Source organism: Bacteroides uniformis (assembly GCF_025147485.1).
GTDB lineage: Bacteria > Bacteroidota > Bacteroidia > Bacteroidales > Bacteroidaceae > Bacteroides > Bacteroides uniformis.
On the sequence record NZ_CP102263.1, the window covers coordinates 37,370 to 59,882 of the forward strand.

Annotated in this window: 13 protein-coding genes and 2 pseudogenes; all 15 read right to left on the bottom strand. The window is 51.2% G+C overall.

Features of this window, described 5'->3' with window-relative positions; translation table 11 throughout:
- Nucleotides 1-19: 19 nt before the first annotated feature.
- The 15 genes and pseudogenes from NQ510_RS00220 to topB all read right to left on the bottom strand — a co-directional run bounded on the left by NQ510_RS00220 (nucleotide 20) and on the right by topB (nucleotide 22,483).
- A complete protein-coding gene (locus NQ510_RS00220; protein ID WP_004309733.1) occupies nucleotides 20-1,327 on the bottom strand; it encodes a sigma-54-dependent transcriptional regulator in 1,308 nt (435 codons plus the stop codon).
- Complete coding sequence (locus NQ510_RS00225; RefSeq protein ID WP_005827358.1) at nucleotides 1,308-3,653, bottom strand: hybrid sensor histidine kinase/response regulator; 2,346 nt, start codon at nucleotides 3,651-3,653, stop codon at nucleotides 1,308-1,310. Before NQ510_RS00225 ends, NQ510_RS00220 begins: the two co-directional genes overlap by 20 nt.
- Before the next feature lie 179 nt (nucleotides 3,654-3,832).
- Nucleotides 3,833-4,426, bottom strand: a complete 594-nt coding sequence (locus tag NQ510_RS00230; RefSeq protein ID WP_005827362.1) for a hypothetical protein — start codon at nucleotides 4,424-4,426, stop codon at nucleotides 3,833-3,835.
- A gap of 4 nt (nucleotides 4,427-4,430) precedes the next feature.
- Nucleotides 4,431-5,135: a DUF2589 domain-containing protein gene (locus NQ510_RS00235; protein ID WP_004309731.1), complete on the bottom strand. Its 705-nt coding sequence runs from the start codon at nucleotides 5,133-5,135 to the stop codon at nucleotides 4,431-4,433.
- 21 nt (nucleotides 5,136-5,156) lie between these two features.
- Nucleotides 5,157-5,654: a DUF2589 domain-containing protein gene (locus NQ510_RS00240; RefSeq protein ID WP_005827365.1), complete on the bottom strand. Its 498-nt coding sequence runs from the start codon at nucleotides 5,652-5,654 to the stop codon at nucleotides 5,157-5,159.
- A gap of 227 nt (nucleotides 5,655-5,881) precedes the next feature.
- Nucleotides 5,882-7,561 carry a fimbrillin family protein gene (locus NQ510_RS00245; protein ID WP_004309727.1) on the bottom strand — a complete coding sequence of 560 codons (1,680 nt, stop codon included), beginning with the start codon at nucleotides 7,559-7,561 and terminating at the stop codon, nucleotides 5,882-5,884.
- A 63-nt stretch (nucleotides 7,562-7,624) separates the two neighbouring features.
- Nucleotides 7,625-9,418: a fimbrillin family protein gene (locus NQ510_RS00250; protein ID WP_049100623.1), complete on the bottom strand. Its 1,794-nt coding sequence runs from the start codon at nucleotides 9,416-9,418 to the stop codon at nucleotides 7,625-7,627.
- A gap of 34 nt (nucleotides 9,419-9,452) precedes the next feature.
- Complete coding sequence (locus tag NQ510_RS00255; RefSeq protein WP_005830234.1) at nucleotides 9,453-10,340, bottom strand: fimbrillin family protein; 888 nt, start codon at nucleotides 10,338-10,340, stop codon at nucleotides 9,453-9,455.
- A gap of 99 nt (nucleotides 10,341-10,439) precedes the next feature.
- On the bottom strand, nucleotides 10,440-11,327 hold the full coding sequence (locus NQ510_RS00260) for a FimB/Mfa2 family fimbrial subunit (protein WP_004310046.1): 888 nt from the start codon (nucleotides 11,325-11,327) through the stop codon (nucleotides 10,440-10,442).
- A gap of 16 nt (nucleotides 11,328-11,343) precedes the next feature.
- Nucleotides 11,344-12,444: a DUF3575 domain-containing protein gene (locus tag NQ510_RS00265; RefSeq protein WP_004310047.1), complete on the bottom strand. Its 1,101-nt coding sequence runs from the start codon at nucleotides 12,442-12,444 to the stop codon at nucleotides 11,344-11,346.
- A 236-nt stretch (nucleotides 12,445-12,680) separates the two neighbouring features.
- Nucleotides 12,681-13,763 carry a helix-turn-helix domain-containing protein gene (locus NQ510_RS00270; RefSeq protein WP_005830228.1) on the bottom strand — a complete coding sequence of 361 codons (1,083 nt, stop codon included), beginning with the start codon at nucleotides 13,761-13,763 and terminating at the stop codon, nucleotides 12,681-12,683.
- A 217-nt stretch (nucleotides 13,764-13,980) separates the two neighbouring features.
- A pseudogene (locus NQ510_RS00275) lies at nucleotides 13,981-17,979 on the bottom strand (helicase-related protein); the annotation flags it as partial.
- Nucleotides 17,980-18,095: 116 nt separating this feature from the next.
- A pseudogene (locus NQ510_RS18855) lies at nucleotides 18,096-19,761 on the bottom strand (N-6 DNA methylase); the annotation flags it as partial.
- Nucleotides 19,751-20,203 (bottom strand): DUF1896 domain-containing protein, encoded by a 453-nt coding sequence (locus tag NQ510_RS00280; RefSeq protein WP_005830224.1) that lies wholly within the window; start codon nucleotides 20,201-20,203, stop codon nucleotides 19,751-19,753. The gene NQ510_RS00280 and the pseudogene NQ510_RS18855, both read right to left, overlap by 11 nt.
- Before the next feature lie 168 nt (nucleotides 20,204-20,371).
- On the bottom strand, nucleotides 20,372-22,483 hold the full coding sequence (gene topB / locus NQ510_RS00285; protein ID WP_004308419.1) for a type IA DNA topoisomerase: 2,112 nt from the start codon (nucleotides 22,481-22,483) through the stop codon (nucleotides 20,372-20,374).
- Between the last annotated feature and the right edge of the window lie 30 nt (nucleotides 22,484-22,513).

Sequence of the window (22,513 nt, forward strand, 5' to 3'; positions counted from 1 at the left end):
ATTTACAGCCATACTCCGGTCAGTTTTCTTCATTCAATCCATATTCTACCAATTTATTATACAGCGTTGTCCTGCCGATACCCAGTATCTTTGCAGCCATTTTCTTGTTACCGGCTGCTTGTTTCAAAGCACGCAGGATACGTCCTCTTTCTTCATCCCCGCTCTTCAATGTAAAACAAGCGGAAGTAGCGGACGGTTCATTGTCAAGTTCCAAATCGGCTTCGGTTATCATATCGCCTTCTGATTGCAGGACTGCCGTCTGTATCTTCTGTTTCAACTCGCGCACGTTGCCCGGCCACGCATGGGCGAGCAGGGCATTACGGGCAGATGCGGCAAAACCTTTTACTTCACGTTCCAACTCACGGTTTGCCATTTCACGGAAGAACTCGGCCAATGGCATGATGTCTTCCGGGCAGTCGCGCAAGGGCGGCATGGTTATCACATACTCCTGCAAGCGATAGAGCAAATCCTGCCGGAACCGCTTTTCCGTTACGGCTTTCTGCAAATCCTCGTTGGTTGCAGCCACTATCCTCACGTTGGCTGTTTTGTCCTCCTTTGCTCCGACGGGACGGTAACGGCGTTCCTGTATGGCGCGGAGCAGCATCTGTTGCATCTCCATTGTTAGGTTGCCCACTTCGTCAAGGAACAGCGTGCCGCCATCCGCTTCCAGAAAATACCCCGTCTTGTTTGCTTCGGCACCCGTAAACGCGCCCTTGACGTGTCCGAAGAAGGCGGATTGTATCAATGACGGGGACAAGGCTCCGCAGTCCACTGCCACAAAAGGTTTATCGGCAAGTTTGCTTTGTTGGTGTATATGTTGTGCGATATGTTCCTTGCCCGTACCGTTCTCGCCCAGTATCAGCACGCTCATCCGGGTGGTGGCTACAAGGCGCACACGTTTCTTGATTTTCTGATAGGCTTCGCCCTGCCGGACGAATATCGGAATGTTCCATTGTAGTCGCTTTTCATGTTCTTTTTGCAGGGTGCGGATAAGCGGTATCAGTTTATCCTCCAACAACTGTTTCTGTATGTAATCCTTTGAGCCGAGCTTCATACTTTCCACTGCCGTATGCACCTCCCCGTAATTGGTCATAACGATAAACACCTGTTGTTTGTCGTTGGCACGCATCCACCGTAACAACTCTATGCTTTCACCGTCGGGGAGGCGTAGGTCGGCAACGACAATATCATCCACCTCTGACTTTACCAATAGTTTCTTGGCAGTGGCAAGATTATATGCCGACATAGTATCGAAGCTGTCTTTCTTCAGCAGGTTGCAGACATAATCGTTATAGACGGGGTTGTCCTCAATCACAAATACTTTCATCCGACAACCTCCTTTCCTTTTGCGCAAGTTCTATGATAACTGTTCCCATACGAAGCATGGCATCCACGCATTTCCGCAATTCCATTTCGGAACATTCAGATTCTTGATGCAGCAGTTCATACAGGTTCCACAAGGGTTTGTCAGCACGGATAACAGCCCATGAACTTCGCTGACGGTGTATCCATTCGTCCAACGCCTTGCGGTCATTCCTCTCCATGATTTCCCGGACAGCCTGCATATCCTTTTCTGTTTCGGTTATCAAACGGTCGAGCATCGCCCGTTTGTCACCATATGCAAGCAGAGAGGACAAGTCGGGAAGTTCATCCTTGTCCGTACTTGTCAAAAGGCATTTGTCTGATACAGCAACCAGTTCGGAAATGGAAAATGGCTTGAACAGGCAGGCGGTAAATCCATTTTCCAACAGCTCCTCTTCGCTGCAACTGCCGGAGGCGGTCGCCACGACAATGGGAATCTCTTTCGAGTTGCTGACACTTGACGAGCGTAACAACTCCAACACCTCATAGCCGTTAATCTCCGGCATCTTCATATCGGTTATCATGAGGTCGTATGTGTGCTGCCGCATGGCTTCCATTGCATCGCCAATAGTGGTGAACGTGTCGCAATGCACACCTATACCAGCATACATTTCCTTTGTCATGGATAATACCATCGGATTGTCGTCCAATACGATGACAGAATAAGGTCTTTCTATATGAGCCAGACTTTCTGCGGCTGTCTGTTCTTCAATACCAATATCGGCAGTGTTCATTGGCAACTCCACAGTAAAACGACTGCCTTCTCCTTTTTCGCTTTCCAAGCGTATAGTGCCGCCAAGCATCCCGACTATCTGTTTCACAATGCTTAACCCCAATCCGAAACCGTCTTGCGTGGCGGCGTTGGAAAGCCGCTCGAACGCTCCGAACACTCGCTGTTGTTCTTCCGCACTCATGCCGGTTCCGGTGTCCTCTACTACAAGGGTCAGCCTATTGCCGTCATAGCTTATGACAAGTGAAACGCTTCCGGCATTCGTGAACTTGACGGCATTGCCCAGCAGGTTGTCGCATATCTGTATGATGCGCTCCTTGTCGCCATTCAGGATAATACCCTCCGGGCACTCGATGGTAAGTTTAAGATCTTTTGCTTCTGCTTGTTGCGTAAACTCCGTTTGCAACAGCTCCGCGATGTTTTCCAAACGAAACGGACGGACATTCGCCTGTTCCTTGCCGCTGTCCAAGCGGAAGAAGTCAAGCAGGGAGTTGAGCATGTCGGTCATTCTCTTGGAGGCTTGCAGGATATTGTCCGCATAACCGCTTATCTTTTCTTCTTCGTTGTCCTGCATCAGTTCCGCATATCCATGTATGGCAGTCAGTGGTGTGCGTAGCTCGTGGGTGATGGTGTGCATCGCTTTCTTGCGTGAGGCTATCAACGATTCGTTTTGTTTTACGGACTTTTGCAGTTGCCCGATTAAATCTGTTGTCTTACGTTTGTACTGCTTGATGCGGGTGGCATAGCGGTGAATGATGATGTATGAAATAATGAGCAACAGCAGCATGACACCCGTTATGATACCTACCTGCAAGAACGACTTTTCACGCATAGCGGATATTTCCGCCTCACGTTCCTGCAAGTCAGCCTGCACCTTGTGGTCCATCTGCTGGATAAGGGTTTGCAGTTGGCGGTTCAGTTCCGCATTGCGGCTGGCAAGGCTGTCGGCATATTCCGACAGACGATGGCTTTGGGCACGTTGTTGCGCTATCATATCACGGTTCAGTGTGTAGAGCATCGTGGTGGTCGTCGTCGGAGGTGCTTCCTGTTTCTTGCCGAACAACCCGAGAAAACCTTTCCTCCTCTGTTTCTTCGGCTCTTCCTGCCTGCTCGTTTGCACTATCACCGGCACCTGCTTGGCTATCCGGCGGTTGATATCCGCCTGTTGTTCCAGAGCCTCCATGATGGCGCACAGCCGCTTTTCCTTGTCCTCCAGCAAGTGGCGCACGCTGTCTATGCGCACCGATTCGTAATGGCTCTTGAAGCGGCAAAGCATACTATCCACCGTCATCCGTTGCCGCCGGTATGCCGCCACATCCTTATCGTCCCATTCCAGCACCGACTCGCCCAAAAGAGACAACTCCACCACACCCACATACGCATCGTGTGTTTCCTTGCGGAAGCGGTTGATTTCACGGTTCTCCCGTTCCAGCAACTCCAAGTCGCGCCATTCTCCGAGCCACGTGCAGATGATGCCGCCCACCAGCAGGACTATCAACAGATAGCCTGCGGCAAGCATCTTGCGGAAATGCTTGGTAGTGGTAACGAATTGTTCGCTCATTTGCTGTTTGTGTAAATACCGTTATTTAAAATACGCATATAGGTCGTGGAACTTCGCAGGTTCATGGATGAGAATGGCGGCCATGCTGCCTATGACCGCCACCAGAATTATATATCCGAATAGAATTCTACTCCTCAATGAAACAACCATTCTTCCCTTATTTACAATTGTTATAATTATTAAGGCATCTGACCACCGGCGATAGGTGGAATTTCTGTTAGTATGGGATTTCTCGGGATTGAGTTAAAAATTCTTTGGCCACGTATGGCTTGACTTGGAGGAGCGTTTTCATTTACATCAAGCCGATAACATCTATCGTTAAATGTTATAATTCCCCAAATACCAATGGTTCCTGGGATTCTCGCCAATCCTTCAGTAGGTTTAAAAAGAACAACATTATCTATTATTCGATTTTTAACCGCCCGATTCCATGATGTTTTAATACTATTGTTAGGCGTTGGAATATGAGCAACATACCTAATGCCATTGTGCCTAAAACTGGCCATATAACACCCCGAAAAACCTGAACTTAAAGTATCTATGCCATTTGAAGCAACGACTGCTATTCTATCCGCAATATATATGACACAGGCGTAGTCTAATCTAAGAAAACGATAGTTACGGGTATATCCTTTTATTTGAAATGTCAAATTACTTTGCGTGAAAATCGGAGGGGTCAAACCTACATTATAAATATTTTGATAATGAAACCGTGCAATATTTGTCATTACTGCTTGACTGTTTGGCAATCTTAATGCTTGAATCAAATTCATATATTTACTTACTGTTACTTTCGTTTGTTATAGGCTCGATACATGATGCCATTATATCCATCAGTTTAGACAGACCTTCGGTCTGCGGCTGCTGACTGGCTGTCACATGTATCTGGTATTTTGCCGTTTGGTTGGTCATGCGGGTGTTCTCGCGGGCGGTCGTGACTTTGCCGCTGATTTCCGCATTTATAAACCAATGTTTTGCAGAAGCTTTTGCCTCTACTTCTGCGTCGGTAGTGCTTTTTACGTTTGATGTATCGGTAACCTCCATCTGGAAATCGACATCCACGCGATCTATGAGCAGGGAAGGAATAGGCACCAATCCTATAAACGGAGCCTTGACACTTTGTGACATTGTTGTCATTTTTCCATCCTGCTGTATCGGTCTTTCGACATCGAATTCCAATATACGCGCTTTATTGCCGCTTTTACCATCAAATGCAATTTGCTGGTAGAAATTCCATGCTGTCGCTGCCAATTCCTGTTGTGCTTCGGCTGCTGCAATAAGTGGAGCTGCAATAAGTTCCCGCATGGGAAGCCCCTTGAATTTGTCAGTCACGTTTGAATCTGCTTTAAGAACTGGAGAAGTTTCTCTGTTTTGAGTCTCTTCCAATGCAGCGGAGATAATTTCTTTCGCCTGTCCGCTTACATTTTCATTCAAGTTTTCCGCATTTTCTTGTTGCCCTTGGTTCTTTATTTCTTCTGCCATAACATTTGAATTTTAAAATTGTTAGATATTTTTTACAAAATCGTCAATGATTCGGGAAATACTCTCCGGAGTCTCCTGAACTTTAAAATTGACGCAAACCTCCATGATATCATCTGTATCTGGTTTTATGTTGCTCATCTGCATCTGGAGATTGGCTCTGTGCGGACTGGATAACAGCAAGTTGTTTTCCGGAATCTGTGATTCCACGCTTCCGACCTTCGCCTTGAACTTTATCTGCACATTATCCATTGCAAGATAATGATGGGATATCAAGGCTATAAGTGGAATATCAATAGTCTTGTCTCCAACCATGATTTTTTTTGATTGGAACGTATTTGCGTTATTTGCATTTGTTCCTTCAAAAAGTCTGGTCAGATTTTGTATCTGATGATTCTGTAATGTATCTTGTGCACAGTTTACGGCGTACTGCAAACCATTCATAATATCAGAGAATGAATTGGTTTGAACACTGTCCGGCTCATCGTCATTATTTTTCTTGCCTCTGTGAAAAAGTCCCATGTTTTTAATTTAAATACTTGATTTGTTGTCTTTAATGAGCACCAATCTTGACAATGTCCGGCTTACAGCTTCCATATTTACACTGGAGACTATATTATTATTGACAATGCCTTGATGCCAAAACCAATATGGTGGATTCTCCGTGTGTTCCATCACGTCCTCCTTTCTTTATTGGGGTTATACTTCGGTTCTTTCCGTTGCGGGCGGAACTTTTTCCGCCCGACGGTTTACTGCTTCCTCAAGGTAGGCAATGCTCCATTAAGTTCGTAACGCCACTCTGAGCCTGCGTTCTGCAAGGCGGTGTTCATGGCATCGACGGCTTTCTGCCAGGTAACGTAAGTGCCGTCCACCTTCGTGGATTCGGGGGCGGTCTTATAGCCTCGTTCCTGATTGTTCTTCCAATAGCAGGCGGTCACGGTGGTGTAGCTATCTCCAAACAAGCCGCCGATATGCACATTGCCGGTGCTGCTACCCGTACTGGTTACGTTGCCCGTGGCATAGCAGGCAAGGACGCGGCTTCCTCCGTTTAATCCCACTACACCGCCGCCAAAGTTATTCTTTTGGGAAGCTATTTCTAAGGTCACGTTGCCTGTGGCATAGCAAGCTGTCATGGTGCCCCATTTTTCTCCTGCCACACCGCCGACATAGTGCTTTCCCTTCACAGTGGCAGAGGAGCTGCATCCGATGATGGAACCGGCCTTTTGTGAACCCACCACACCGCCGACACAATCTGTGCCGCTGACGCTACCCGACACCGAGCAGTTTTCAATGGTGCCCCAGCTATATCCTACCACGCCGCCAGTACAGCCAAACATGTGATTGCTTGTTATCTGTATGCCTTCCATCACCACGTTCTTCACCATACCAGCTCTATTGAGATAGCCGAACAGACCCACAAATTGGTCATTTGTCGTAACGGTCAACCCCGTGATGGTATGGCCGCCGCCGTCGAAAGTGCCTTTGTATGAGTTATCGAAGCTTGTGCCTATCGGCGTCCAGCCTTTGCCCGTCAGATCAATGTTTTTGTCGAGGGTAATGTTAATGTCGGTCTTACCTCCGTTCACTAATTCGGCTACATTCATCAGGCCATCGGCGGAGGTCACGGTGTAGCTGCCGTCGCTCTCTATGGTATAGCCCAGGTCTTTTGCCGCAGCGAGGGAGACGGTGTAGGTATATTCACCGCCCGCCTGCCAGTCGGTAGCATTCTTCATCTTATAAACGAAGGTTTTGCCGTTAGTGAAGGTGCACGTAATGAAGGTCCTGCCAGCTGCCACACTTTGCGGGGCTACGAGGGCGATGTAGGTGTTGCTGCCCTTGTCATACGGGGTGATTTTATCTGGATTGTCATTCTCGGTGGAGAGACCCGTCAGCTGCACGGATGCCAGCCCCTCGGTGTAGTCCGTCAGAACGACGGTCACCCGCGCCGTGCGGTGGGTGAAGCGGAGCGTGGGGCTACCATAGGTCACCGTCTGTCCGTCGGCTACGATGAGGTCGCTGCCCTCGAAGTCTTTCCGGGCACTTTGGTTGGCTTTTACCTTCACAGCAGAAGGGGTTGTCTCGCCCTCGGTGTAGGGCCACCACGCTGTGACGGTGATGTCGTTGTGGTTGGTCCAGTAGTACGGGTCGGTGGAGGTCAGCGTGGCGCTGGTGGGGTCGGCGGTGGAGGGCGTCACGTCGTACGTCTTCACCATGCCGTCCATCAGCACTGCCACGCTCTGCACACCCTCCCAATTGCCATCCGCGGGGGCACGGGTGCCGGCGATGGCTTTCGCGGCGGGATTCAGCCCCGTGGCGGTGAAGACGATGGGTGTGCCTTCCGCCCCTTCCGGCAGAAAGCCCGCTTCGTCCTGCGTGCAGGCGGCGAGTGAGAGGGCGAGCGCTGCAAGTGCAAAAAATCTTATCCTCATAATATCTGTTATTTTATTACTCTGGTTGTTTCCGTTGCGGGCAGAACTTTTCCGCCCGACGGTTTACTGCTTCATCAAGGTAGGCAATGCTCCTTTAAGTTCGTAACGCCACCTTGAGCCTGCGTTCTGCAAGGCGGTGTTCATGGCATCGACGGCTTTCTGCCAGGTAACGACAGAGCCGTCCACCTTCGTGGCTCCGGTGCTTTCCCTATTGTAGCCGATGCCTTGTTCATGATTGTTCTTCCAATAGCCGGCGGTCACGGTGGTGTAGTTATTTCCCAAAAAGCCGCCGATATGTACTTTGCCAGTGCTACTACCCGTACTGGTTACGTTGCCCGTGGCATAGCAGGCAAGGAGGCTGCTTCCTGCGTTCATTCCCACCAGACTGCCGCCAGCGATATTCTTTGCGGGGTTTATTTCTATGGTCACGTTGCCCGTGGCATAGCAAGCGGTCAGGGTGGCACTCGAATTCGTCTGACCTGCCACGCCGCCGACATCGACCGTTCCCTTCACTGTGGCAGAGGAACTGCATCCGGTGATGGAACCGCCTATTTGAGCACCCACCACACCGCCGACATACACCGTGCCGCTGACGCTGCCCGACACCGAGCAGTTTTCAATGGTGCCCCAGCTATATCCTACCACGCCGCCAATACTGCCGCCATATATTTGATTGCTTGTTATCTGTACGCCCTCCATCACCACGTTCTTCACCGTACCAGCTCTATTGAGCCAGCCGAACAGACCCGCATATTCGTCATTTGTCGTAAAGGTCAGCCCCGTAATGGTATGGCCGCCACCGTCGAAGGTGCCTTTGTATGAGTTGTCGTAGTCTGTGCCTATCGGTGTCCAGTCTTTGCCTGTGAGGTCAATGTCAGTGTCGAGGGTAATGTTAATGTCGCTCTTACCTCCGTTCACTAATTCGGCTATATTCATCAGGCCGTTGGTGTTATAGACCGTGTAGGTCTTGGTGTTGCTGTCGTAGATGTAGCCCAAATCCTCGGCTGCGCCGCTCTCGCCGCCGCCGTCAGCCCAGCTGCCGATGGTGCAACCCTCTAACGTCAGGCCGGTGGCGTTCACCTTAACGGTATATTTATAGCGGCTGCCCGCTTCTAATACGACGTTGTTCTGCGGACGGAAGTAGAAGGTGCCGCCGCCGAGTTCCACCTTGACGAACGGTTTGCCTGCCGCAATGGTCTGCGGGGCGGTTAGTGCCTCGTAGGTGTTGCCGCTTGCGTTGTAGGTCTTGATGGCGGTCGGGTTGCCGTTATCGGCGGACAGGCTCACGAGGCTCACCGTGGCACCAGCGACGCTCGTGAATCCCGTGCCGGGCTTCAGTTCGATTGTCACGCGTGCCGTGCGGTGGGTAAATTCAAGAGTCGGGTTGTTAAATTCCACCTTCCGGTTCTCAGCAGAGATGAAGTCGCTGTTCTGGAAGTCAGCCAATTTGCTTTGGTCTTCGGCCACCTTCACGGCAGGCATCTGTGTGATGTCGGCATTGTTGAAGGGCCACCATGCCGATACGGTAATCGGGTCGCGGCTGGTCCAGTAGTACGGGTCGTTCTCGCGTGAGAGCGTGGCACTCTTGAAATCGGTAGAAGCCGTAACGGTGTATTCCTTTACCGCATCGCCCATCTTGAGTGCCACGGAAGTGACGCCCTGCCAGTCGCCGTCCACAGCGGCACGGGTGGAAGAGGCTGCCAGCGGCGTTGCTTCTACGGACAGTCCGGTGGCACGGATGAATACAGGGTATTCACCTTCGGGCAGACGGTTATCGCCAGCAAGTTCGTCCTGCGTGCAGGCGGCAAGGGCGAACAGCAGTGCGGTGGCTGCGGGGATAAATAATCTATGTCTCATAATTCTTCATTCTAATCGATTAATTATTAAAATCCTACAGGTCAGCACCCACATCTCCACCGTCTATATCGTTCCACTTTGCAATGGTGGCTTCGCTGACTTCAAGGACTTTGTTGCGTACCTTGACGGTATAGGTGTAGTTGTTGCCCGCCAGCAGTGCGCCTTCGGGCACGGTGAGTGTGGCATGATATTCCTGACCTTTGTAATTCACAACCAACGGCAGGGATGCAACTGTCTGCGGGAAGAGGATGATCGATGACGTGAGAACGCCGTCTGCCAAATTCATGGCCAGTTCTCCGGTCTGTGCCCCGTTGTCTGCGGTGGCAATACCGTCGGCCGTGTTGAACGTACCGGTGAGTAACAATCCGTCCAGCGTGTAACGTTCAGGCTTGACCACGCTGAAATTCACGCCGTCGCCCGCCTCGAAGGTAAGGGTTATCTGGCTCATGCGGTGGTGGAAGGAGTTGTCTTCACCGCCTTTGGCGGTTTTGTCGGTGAAGCTTACTACCGGGTTGTTTTTGTCTCCCGTGGCTCCTGAAGCAAAGAGGAAGTCGATGGCAGGCTGGTTCTGCTGCGCCGTGGCATCGGTCGTGGCTGTGAGGATGCCTCCCGCCGCGTTGTACGGATAGTAGGCGCGGAAAGTATGGGTCTTTGTATCTTCGATATAGATAACCTTTCCTTCTGCCTCAAATTTCCCGTTTTTCAGGATGAAAGGCACGTTGCCGTACTGGGAATCGTTGCCGATGTCGGTGATGCCGATACGGTCGCCGGCAGTCCAGGTGGTTCCGCTGGCGCGGGTGGCGGGGGCGATGTCGGCGGTAAACTGGGCGGCCACGGGGTCACCGTTCAGGTTCTCGTTGTCGTTGTTGCAGGCTGCCAGTGCGAGGGCGAGCATCGCAAGTGCAAAAAATCTTGTCTTCATTATATTCTGTTATTATATTAGTTAAATTCCATTTCAATAATTGCTGCACCTTAGCAAAATCAAAGCAAGCTTTGCTTCTGCGTTCGGTTTGCTAATTATTTACAAATCGGCATTTACATCATCACCTTTCACTTCTTCCCAGCCGTTGATTTCGACTCCGTCCACTTCCATGCCTTCGGGAGTCTCAACCAGCGTTCCGCCGAGGGTCAGCGATTCGCCCTTTCCGGTGTTGAACCCCTTGAGGGCTTCCGTGATGTCGCTTTTCAGCGTCGTGGGGGTCGGGTTGCCGTCCGCATAGCGGATTTCACCCGTCAGCAGTTGTTCCGTGCCGGTCACACCCAGCAACCGCACCGTGGCTTTCCACTTGCCGGCATCGTCACCTTCGGTTATCTTGGTGAAGGGCAGCACGACGTTTGAAGCGGCTCCGTAGGTATCGGTAGCGAAATCGAGAGTTCTGGCTGCACCCGTCAGATGGGCAACAATCTCCGTGATGCGTCCGGCGGCATCCCCCGTCGGTTTGATGATAAGCGTCAGTTCGCGTACCTGCTGCTTCATTGCGGCGGTCAGCGGATAGTCCTTGTCTTTCTCGATGCTCACCTGTTTCGTATAGGTGAAGAACCATCCCGGGGCATTGTTCACAAAGGCATCCGTTCCTGCCCGGTTTCCCGTGGCTGCGGCAATGGTGGCGGTGGTACCATTTACCATGATTCCTTCAGCAGGGTTCCACACCGCAAGGGTGTAGCTGCCCGGAGCAAACAGATGGTTGGGGGCATGGGTGGCGGAAGTCTCCGTACCCGTATAGTCACCCATGGTAACCGTCCATGTGGTAGGTATGTCGATACCCTCACCGCGTGCCGACCAGTCGGCTGTCACCGCAATCTTCCCATAGTCGGGATGCGGCGTGTCATAAAGCGTGTCCTTCACGCAGGAAGAGAGCAGCACGGCGGCTGCCATTCCTACCATATTTATATATTGTCTTGCTTTCATACTCTATTCCTCCGTATTAGAATAACTTCCATACCAATGTCACACCGGCGTTGATGGGGCCACACCAATTTTTTGTCTCGTTGCCACAGCGCACGCGCACACCATCGATGACTTCATATTTTTCGAAATCGGCATTCAGGTAGCCCAAACCGAGGTTGAAATCAAGATCTAATGCCTTGTTTAGTCGCAGCTGATAGCCGGCGGTGATGCCGCCACCCATCAGGTCGCCCTGCTTGCCTGTTTCGGAAAGCTTGTAGTTGAACTGTCCAGCCTTGAACATCGCGCCCAGATGCCAGGCTTTCTTCTCACCCATATAGTAACGTACTTCCGGAGCCACTTCCCAGAGTGCATAGCGGCGGTCTTTGTCACTCCAGCTCCAAGAAGTCCACGAGCCGTTTACGGCAATGCCCCACGATGGACAGATGCGCCATTCAAGTCCTAAATCTGGTGTCAAGGTAGCCCAGCGCAGCAGGTTGGCACGCAGGGAGAGATGATAATCAGTTGTGATTTTGGTTTCCGACAGCGTGTCGGCAAGTGTATTTTGTTGAGCGGTTTTCTCGGCTTCTGCCTTTTCAGCGGCAAGTCGGGCTTCTTCCGCCTTGCGCTGCTCTTCGGCAAGCCGTTCCTGCTCGGCACGCTTCTCGGTTTCTAAGCGTTCGGCTTCCGCCTTGCGTCGTGCTTCTGCTTCCGCATCCGTCACGGCTGTTTCCTTTACCGGTACCGTCAGGCGCACGGTGACAAAATCACCCTCTGTCACATGATTGCGGGTAATGAAGTTTTCTTCCTTGATTTTCGCTCGTGTAATCAGTTCTGATTTAACACGGTTGGCACGAATCTTCGCTGTTGCAAGGTTCTTGACTTCACTGCTCTGCGAATTGCAATATCCGTCAACCAATAGCGGCAGTTTGCCGTCAAGAATTGTTGCTTTGTTGTTTTCGATACATTCCAACAGGCGGGCAAGTTCCGTGTCATTGCCATTCCAAGGCACGTAGAACATGTCCTTCTGCGTAACGAACCGGAAGGTGTAGGTCGTGTCTGCTTTCTGCTGCGCAATGACAGGAAAAGTTACCGTCATCAGCCACAGAAACAGGGTGAGAAAAGTGATTTTTCTGCTCATATAAACTTGAATTTATTATCTTTGTCTTCTCCAAAGGTAATAAATGCCATTCAGCGCCCAAAATATTACAAAAACTTTTTCTGTTGAAATACAGCGTTTTATAAAAATTGTCGTTTGAGCACTTTTCAAATTGTCGTTTGAGCACTTTTTTTGTCGAATTAGCACTTTTTTGTCGCTTGAGCACTTTTTGAAAATGAGCTTCTGAGACCTTTTTCATCGGCTTTTTACCACACAAATTATTCCAGATTTGCTTTTTTCCACTTGCCAGGCGTACATCCTTCCTTCTCTGTAAATGATTTGATAAAGTTACTGCGGGAAAGAAAACCGGAAGACTCAGCCAGCTTCTGTATATTGATTTCCGGATGCTCCTTCAGTATGTTTTTCGCATACTCCAACCGGAGACCGGTTATCCATTCGCGGAATGTCATTTTATACGTAGTCTTGATATAAGCGGAAAGATAGGTACGGTTCGTATGAAGTATTTCGGACAGTTCTTTTATGGTAAGTCCCTGCTGGACATAGCCGTCTGTCTTTATCCAGTTGGCCACTTTCTCTATAATTTCTGTATAGGACACTGGAACTTCTTTCTCAGAAACTATTTCAGGTTCTGTTTCCGTATCTGTCAGAAGTTCTTCTTCAGACTGTATATCTTGCTCAAAAGCATTTTCCACCTGTTCATAGAACAGCAGGTAGTTCTGATAGCTGTAGAAAAGATAGCTGTAGAACGGTATTGACGACAAAATCCAGATAAAAACATATTTGTCTGGCAGAAATGTCAGCAATCCGCATCCGACACCGAAGATAACAGCCCAATAAGTGAATATGGAAAGCCATTCGATATATGTGCCTATATCATCCGCCTGAGTTTCATTGAAAATCCGAATGGCTCTACGATATGCAATTATGACTCTGCGAGCTAAAACGATTCCAAAAACGACTAACCATACAGCTAAAGCAAATAAAGAGATTTTTTGCATGATTCCGCTTGGCAACAGGAACAACACAACTCCGGAAAGAGTTGAGAATATAATCCATAAAATGATATGTGTCCACACACGCCGTTTGGTAATGTAAAAACGATCAAGCAACATTATCAATGCCGAACTGAACAGAGAATAGCACAGGAAGTATGTGGACATGTTCATCAATATGGCAGAATCCGCATTTTTGAATCGGATACCAAAGAAGAAATGTACCGAATAGTTTGCCGAAAGCAGTAGCATAGCTATACCCATAATCTGTCGAGAGCGGAGATAATTCTTGAAAATTTTCTTTTCAGGAGTCTTTGCAAACAAAAAATAAAAGCCGAAGAATAACATCAACGGCAGTGCGGTATAAAGTGAAAAACTGTATATAGATGGTTCCATTGTTATGCTTATTTGATTTTGATACAAAGTTACGTCTTTTTCTTCACAAATAGACACATAATCTATGATTTAACGTTATAGATTCGGTCATATTAGATTGAAAAATTATTAGAATTAAAGCCAGTGGTGAAAAATTCAACCACTGGCTTTTTCTGTCAAGACTTCGATATTAAAGTTTTACACCTTTGGATTCCGATAAACCGGGTCTCCCTATAATTAAATGACTGCGTACAAAGTCCACGTGCGGGCTTTCCGGCTGTTGTTCCGTCTGTTTTTTCTCGTTGCCTTGCCGGTTCTCTTCTGTGTTTTCCTGAGCCGGAGCCAGCTCAAGCTGTATCTTGCGGTCCAGTGCGGCGAGTTCGGACTTCAGCTGTTTCAGCTCGTCCTCCTTCTTCCACACCTTGCCCGCTATCTCCTGCAACTGCGGAATCTCCTTTTCCAGCACTTCGTTCTTAGACTTGTACTGGTCGATGATGGTCGGAATCCTCTCCAATGCGTTCAGAAAGTTTCGTGCGGCAGCAATCGGGTCTGCCATCGCCAGATGCCCGTTGTTGTAGGTGTACTTGTAGTTCCCCTCCACCACGAAGCGGTTGTCGGTGAACTCCAGACCTTCTTTGAGTGTCCTCTCGCTGACCACCTTTATCGGAAAGCCGTAAAGTTCCCCGACAGCCTTGTACAGTCCACCAGTCGTGGCGTTCTTGGCGATTTCCTGCAAACGCTTACCGATGACCTTCTCATCCGTTGAATCCACGCCGTCCACCTTGACAAGATTAAGGCGGCTGCCTTCCTTATCAGTCTGCACAACGGAAAGAAAACGGTTCCAGTCTTCCGTCATGGCTTCGATGAAAGCCGTGTTGTTGCGCAGTTCTCCCGTCTTGGATTCCAGCTTGAACTCCGAATCGCGCTTGCCCTTGTTGAACGACTTGCGTTCCCCTTCGAGCGAGGCGATACGCTTCTCTAATTTCGCCTTATCCAAAAGGTCGGTATTGCCGGAGAGCAACGCCATATACTCCGAGAAGTTCATACCCGATTTTTCGTCCATTGCTCCCTCGTCGATGGTACGTGCGCCCATCGCTCCACTTTTGAGCTGCGATATGAACGTCTGCTTGCAGTGCAGCAGATTGAACTTGTAGCTGTCCAGCGACTTTTCCACCGCGTAGATGATGATATCCACGTTGTTCTCGGCAAAATGCTTAGCAATCTCGTTCCCGGCTCTAACACCCCGTCCGTCACGCTGTTGCAGGTCGGACGGTCGCCACGGTGTATCAAGGTGATGGATGGCGACGCATCTTTTCTGCGCATTCACGCCCGTTCCGAGCATACTTGTGGAGCCGAACAGCACTCGCACTGTCCCTGCGTTCATGGCATCTATCACCGCCTTACGAGCCTTATCCGTCTTACACTCCTGAATGAAGCGCACCTCACTTGCCGGTATGCCGTAATCCTCCACCAACTTGCGTTTTATCTCGCTGTACACGTTCCATCCTTCCCCCGGCTGATATGTACCCAAGTCGGAGAACACGAACTGCGTTCCTTTGTGCGCATCGTATTTGTGGTAATACTCCGCTATCATTTTGGCGCAGTGGCTCGCCTTGTTGTCGGAGTGGTCTTCGTAATTGGGGTCTATCATGCGCATATCCAAAGCCATCTTCCGCGCGTAGTCGGTAGCGATGAGCATCTTAGCCTTCTCTTCCGTTTCAGACAGCGGCAACCTGCCCAACAACGTCGCGTCACCTGTCTTGGCAAATTCCATCAGTTGTTTGATGAAATACTCTTGGTCGGGTGTAGGCGGTATGTGGTGCAGTATCTCGTTCTTGTGCGGACGATCCACACCCACGTCCTCCGCCGTGCGGTAGTCGGTGATTTCGTTGTAAAAGGCGGCAAGCTCCGGCACTTTGATGAAGTAGCGGAAACGCTCCTTCTGCACCACGTTGTTTGTCACGTTGAACTCGAAGTCGGTCGTCTTCTTGGCGAAGATAGCCGCCCATGCGTCGAAACAGCGGATGTCCTGCCGTTCCAGTTCCTTCGGGCGCAGGTACTTAAAGAGCAGGTACAATTCCGTCAGACTGTTGGAAATAGTCGTGCCGGACAGGAACGTAGCCCCTAAGTCTTTGCCCGTACGCTCCTGTATAGTTCGTATGGCAAAAAGCATATTCAGGGCTTTCTGGCTCCCCTCCGAGTTTCCCAACCCCGCCACACGGTCATGCCGGGTGTTGAAAGTCAAGTTCTTGAATTGGTGGCTCTCGTCTATGAAAATGTGGTCGATGCCCATCTGTTTGAAGTCCACCACGTCATCTGTGCGCGACTTGATGGCGTGTTCCACTTTCTCTAACTTCGCCACAAGGTTGTGCTTGCGCTTCTCCAATCCTTTCAGCATCGCCCGCGACACGTTCTTGCCTTGCTGCCGTAAGACTTCGAGGTTTTCCTCCACCGTGTCAAGCTCCGCTTGCAGGATGCGTTGCTGCAACTCCGGTGACTGCGGTATCTTGCCGAACTGGTCATGCGACATGATGACGCAATCATAGTCATTGTTTTTGATGTTGTTGAAGAAACGCACACGGTTGGCGGTCGAGAAATCCTTTTCCGAAGCGTAGAGGATGCGGGCATTCGGATAGGCAGCTTGATAAGTGGCGGCAATCTCCGCGACATTGGCTTTCAGACCAATAATCATCGGCTTGTGCGCCAAGTTCAGACGCTTCATTTCATGCGCTGCAATACACATTATCAGTGTTTTACCTGTTCCGACTTCATGGTCGCATATTCCGCCGCCATTCTGTTTTATCATCCAGACGCAATCCTTCTGCGACGGATAAACGCTTTGAATACCCCGGCTTGCCAATCCTTTCAGATTGAGGTCGGGAAACGTCTGGTGCGAACCGTCATACTTCGGGCGCACGAAACAGTTGAACTTGCGGTTATACATTGTCACGAGCCGTTCCTTGAACTGCGGCGACTGCTCTTCCAACCATTCCGAGAACCCGTTGCGGATTTCGTCAATCTTGGCGTTGGCGAGCTGTATGCCCTCGCTGTCACGCACCTTGATGTCGTTGCCGTTCTCATCTTTGCCAATACTTTTCATCATGTCGGGACAGGTGTTGTGCAAAGCGTGTTTCAACAGGTGCATACCGTCATAGTTCCGGTAATAGCCCTTTACCAGAAACTCGTCCGTGATCTTCATGGTGCGGTAGCCGCACGCCACGGAAAACTCGTCCATGCTGGCGGAATAGGCGATTTTCACGTCCGTGTCGAAAAGATGGCTCATGTAGGCGGCATACACGCCCGTGGGAATCCAGCGTTCACCGAAGTTGAAGTCGAGGTCTTCAAAGGCGATACGCTGCGGCTCGGCTTCCTTCAAAGCCTCCAAAGCCTGTTTCACTTCCGGCAATCTTTTGCTTTCCAGATTATTTTCCATCCATGCCTCTATACGCTCCGCCTTCTCTATCACGTTTCCCGCGATGAAGCGGTCTTTAATCTCGTAACCGGTTACGAGCGGATTGTAGAAGATACGCCCCTTGAGGGCATTGAGAAGCTCCTCTTCCGTACTGTCTGTTATCCCCCGCATATAGTTGAGATTGACCGTACCATACTTGTTGAGCGATGCAGACAAGGCTTCTTCCGGAGAACCGACGTTGGCATGGTTCTCCACCGAGAAGGAAACGGGACGGTCGAAGATGTCCGCTTTGACGAACTTGCCGTCCTCCGCACGTTCCAGCGAAAGGATGTCGCGCCCTCCGGCGTCCATCATCACCAGTTTCACGTTCTGTTTGGCGTTGAGGTTGCCATAACGCATGACAAACTCGTCGTAACAGGTGTTCAGGTGTTCACGCCAAGGTACATTTTCCTCACGTCTGTTCGATTCATAGCGGTACAACCGCTCGTATGCGTCACGGAGCGATACATACAGCAACGCTTTCTCTTTCTGATAACCGGTTAGTCCAAGCGGCTGGAAGGTTGCACCGTAGGGAGTAATGTCCTTCAGATAACCGATGTCGCGTGCCCTGTTTGCCACCAGCGACCCTTCACGCAGGTGCATTTCCGGCGTGCGGTGATAGGGACGCGGCGTAAGGTCGAGGGCTTCTTTTTTCGGCTTTTCCGTTTCAAATTCCGGGAACAGGGAAGTGGCAACCGTTTCGGAAGTAGGCACAACTTCTGCCGGTGTTTCAGGTTGCTTTATTTCTTCCGTTTGTTCCGGCTTTTTATCCATATTGTCCGAAGAAGGCGCAAAAGCAGGGTTCAACGTGTCTTTGATACCCATCTTTTTCAGTTGTTCCTGCCTGTGCCGTTCTGCCTCAAGCCGTAGGGCCTTGCGCCGTTCCGCTGTCAGACTCATCATTGTCTCATAGAAGCCGTTGATGGGAGGATTGGTTTCCCAATCCAGAGTGGCGTAAATGTCGTCCGGGTCGTTTGGCTTTTCGGCATTTTCCGGCTTTTCTTCCTTATTACCGTTTACCGGCTTGGCGGCTTCAACGGGTGGAGTAACTTTGACCTGCGGTTTAGGCGTGGACGGCATAGGCTTCGGCTTGCTTTCCTTTTTCGCTGCCTTTTTCTTTTTTGCCGGTTCCTCTATGGGCATACCCCAAAGGTCGAGCAGGGTAAGCTGCACGGCTGACGAATGGTTGGGTTGGCGCGGCTCAATCTCCGGCTTTTCCTCTATGGGCTGTGCCTGCGGCTTCTCCACTCCCTTGACAGGCTCAATTACAGAAACGGGGGCTATTACAGAAGGTGATACCTTTTCTGTTTTCGGAGCAGGTTGCACTTCCGCAGCCGTGCTTTCCTCCTTTGTCGGATGCAGGCTGTGTTTCTCATACAGTTTCCTGTCAAGTTGTTGCAGTTCTATTTTCAGATGCTCCCGCAAGTCTTCCGCCAGTTGTGCGATGTCCCCACGGTGCAGGAGTTTATAGGCTGGTTTCCCGTACGGGTCGGTACTTCTGATCAAATCCGTGTGTGAAAGCGAGCCGATGCTCCATACATACCCATTTACGGAAGTGCCGATAGGGGTCTGTTCGGTCTGCACGAAGAGTTTTTCGTTGTAATACAGTTCACCATTCTTTCCGCTGTTCTTTTGCAAGATAATCAGGTCGCTGCCCACCTCCGTTCCCGCGTTATCCGTAAAGAGGTTGTTCGGCAGGCGGGCTACGCCCACCAGATTGGTATGGTTCATCATATACTCGCGTATGGGCGCGTTGGTCGGGGCATCCAGTACCCCCTGCGAGGTGATGAACGCCACGATTCCGCCTTCACGCACCGCGTCAAGGCTTTTCAGGAAAAAGTAATTGTGTATCGTCCGTGCCGCCGAGTGCCTTGCAGGATCCTTGCTGCCCGAAAATTCCGGGTCGAACACCGCCACATCGCCAAACGGTATATTGGAGACAGCCAAATCAAAATGGTTCATGAACGGCTTTTCTATCTTCTCGAAGCCCTGTACCCTTACTTTCTGTCCGGGATGCAGGTGCTTCAGTATCTTGCCCGTCATCAGGTCTTTCTCAAAAGCCATGATGTCCGCGTCCGGTCTGTTCTCCAGCACGGCGTCCACGAATGCACCGACACCTGCCGACGGCTCCAGCACCCGGTCGGGACGGATGCCGTGTTCATGCAGCACGTCCGCGATGGTCCCGGTTATCTCCGGCGGGGTATAGAAGGCGGTCAGCACGGACTGCTTCATGGCATCCATATACCGTTTGTACTCCGTCTCGTCTTTTGTGTTCTCCCGCAGCAACCTGTGCAGTTCCACGGTAGGGGCAAACAGTTCGAGGTCGGACTTCGCCCAGTGGACGGCATCCGTCAGTTCCCTTGCAGGGTTGAGTATGCTCTTCAGTCCCCCGAAACCGCAATAACGCTCTAACAAGAGCCGTTCGCGTGCGGTGGGTGTGCGCTGTTCCCTGTCAAGGAGGAATGCCGTCCGTATCGCCTCGATGTTGTCCCTCAGCCTCTGTTTGCGGTTAAACGCCATACTCTTCGATATAGAGGATGACGGCTCCCGTCAGCTCCGTGTAGAGCAGGTCATATTCGGGCGACAGGGCGAAATTGTCGTCCGAGAGGTCATAGATGGAGAATACGTTTCCGACAAGCGGTAGCAGCTTCTGGGTAAAGGCTTCACATTTTTCTCCCGGTACTTCACCCGCAAATTCGTTCTCCACGACTTCGCGCAGGATGGCGTGCCTGGAGTAGCGAAGGCCCTCCGTCAGCACCTTCATCGCCAGTTCCTGCGCCCCGTCGGCAGGATAGCCTTCGAGCCTTGCCCGTTCATACGCTTCGGCGGCACGGTCGGTTCTTTCTCGGATGAAGGCTTCATCGGCTGCCTGTTCGAACTTGTTCGTGGTGAGGTAGTCCAGCAGGTACAGACCGTAATAGGAAAAGTCGGTCCGACCCTCGTTTTTCTTCTTGTTGTTCATTTCTTTGGAATTTAGTGGATTGATAATGATGATAGGGATAATCGTTGGAAAACGAGAAGAAAAAGGCACCCGGTATCCCTCCGAGTGCCACCACTAAATCCAAAGTATGAGTGTAATCCGGTATCGAAGAACAATTCATTACTCTGAACCAGTGGCAAAGTTAAACATTTATTTTCTTCTTTTCGCAGAGGTCGCTTTACTTTTCCTTTCTGGGAACACGAAAACCGTGTTATAGTCCCCGTCAAAGGCGACTACGGCATCAAAACTCTTGCCCTGCTTGCTCTTGAATCCTTTGAGCAGTTTCGTGTGTCCGTCGGTGAGCAGGTTTTTGATTTCATCATCAGAGAGGGTGCGGTTTGCTTTCAGGCGGAACACGGGCAGACCGCACTCCGCGTTGTCGCAGCGGACGACCTTGCCGTAAAACTGCATCGTCCCCGCTCCGCACTTGGGACACTTGCAGCCGGAATCCCTGCGGGCGAACAGCTTGTCGCACGACAGCAGTTCGGAGGTAATTTCCCGTGTATATGCCTCAATCTTCCTGCGGAAGTCATCGGCGGGCAGTTCCCCACGCTCGATGCGTGCCAATTCCTTTTCCCATTCGCCCGTCATGGCGACATCGGCAATACGCATCGCCTTCACGACCGAGTAGAGGGCAAGCCCTTTTTCGGTGGGGACAAGCGACTTCTTGCAGCGTTCCATATAGCCGCGCTTGAAAAGCGTTTCGATGATGGACGCACGGGTGGCGGGCGTGCCGATGCCGCAATCCTTCATAGCCTGCCGCAATGCGTCGTCCTCTATCTCCTTGCCAGTCGTTTCCATCGCGGACAGCAGGGTGGCTTCGGTATGCAGCGGCTTGGGTTTGGTCTTTCCCTCCGTGATGGAGGCGGCTTTCAGTGCCAGCGTGTCGCCTTCCTGCCAACAGGGAATGGCGGCGGTTTCCTCTTGGCTGTTGTTCTCTTCTCCATTCTCCTTGCCATAGACGGCACGCCATCCGGCTTGCCTGATGATGCTGCCTTTTGCCACGAACTCCACTCCGGCACACTCTGCCGTGACGGTGGCAGTGTCCTTGACGCATTTTTCGGAGAAAGCCTCAAGCATGCGCCCGGCTATCATGTGATAGACGGTGCTGTCCTCTTTGGAGAGGAACAGCGGCTTCTCGCCCGTGACGAGCAGGGCATGGTGGTCTGTCACCTTGCCGCCGTCCAGGCTGCGGCGTGTCGGCACGGCTTTCGGCTGCAACTTGCCCTTCCATTCGGGCAGGCTGCCGATGAAGGCAAGCAGCTTGGGGATTTCCGCGAACACGTCTTCGGGAATGTAGCGGCTTCCGGTTCGCGGATAGGTGATGAGCTTCTTCTCGTAGAGCTTCTGCGCGATTTCAAGCGTCTGTTCCGCCGTGAAGCCATGCTTGGCGTTGGCTTCCTTCTGGAGCGTGGTCAGGTCGTACAGGAGCGGTGTTTCCTCCGTCTTCTCCTTGCGTTCGGCTTTCGTGACGGTGGCTGTGCCTGCCGACTTCACCTTATTATACAGTTCCGTCGCGGACTCTTTCTCTTTCCATTTTTCGGAAGAGGAAAACTTCACCGTTCCTTCATCGCAGCCGTCCGTTGCGATATGGAGCTGCCAGAAGGCTTCGGGGGTAAAGCGGCGGTTCTCCCAATAGCGTGCGCACACCATCGCCAACGTGGGTGTCTGCACCCGCCCGACGGAATACGTGCCGTGTCCGGCGGCGATGGAGAGAGCCTGCGTGCCATTGATGCCCACGAGCCAGTCGGATTCGCTCCGCGCTTTGGCGGCGAGGTAGAGGTTGTCATACTTGCTCCCCGCTTCGAGGTTGCGCAGTCCATCGCGGATGGCCTTGTCGGTAAGCGAGCTTATCCAGAGGCGCACGAAAGGGGTGGCGCATCCTATGTAATGGTAGAGGTATCGGAAGATAAGTTCGCCCTCGCGACCGGCATCGGTCGCCACGATGATTTGCTCACTGTCATTGAACAGGCGGGTTATGGTTTTTATTTGTGCCACTACGCCGCTGTCGGGTTTGTAGCCCTTCTCAGCCTTTACCTGACGGGGTATGAGCGTGAAGGAGTCGGGGATGACGGGCAGGTTGTCACGGACAAAGCCGCGTATGCCGTAACCGTCGGGCATGGCAAGCTGGACGAGGTGCCCGAATGCCCATGTCACGGCGTAGCCGCCTCCCTCGAAATATCCTTCCTCTCTCTTTGTCGCGCCCACGATACGGGCGATCTCACGTGCCACAGACGGCTTTTCTGCAATGATTGTCTTCATATTTTTCTGTCGTTTTGAATTTTACAAATG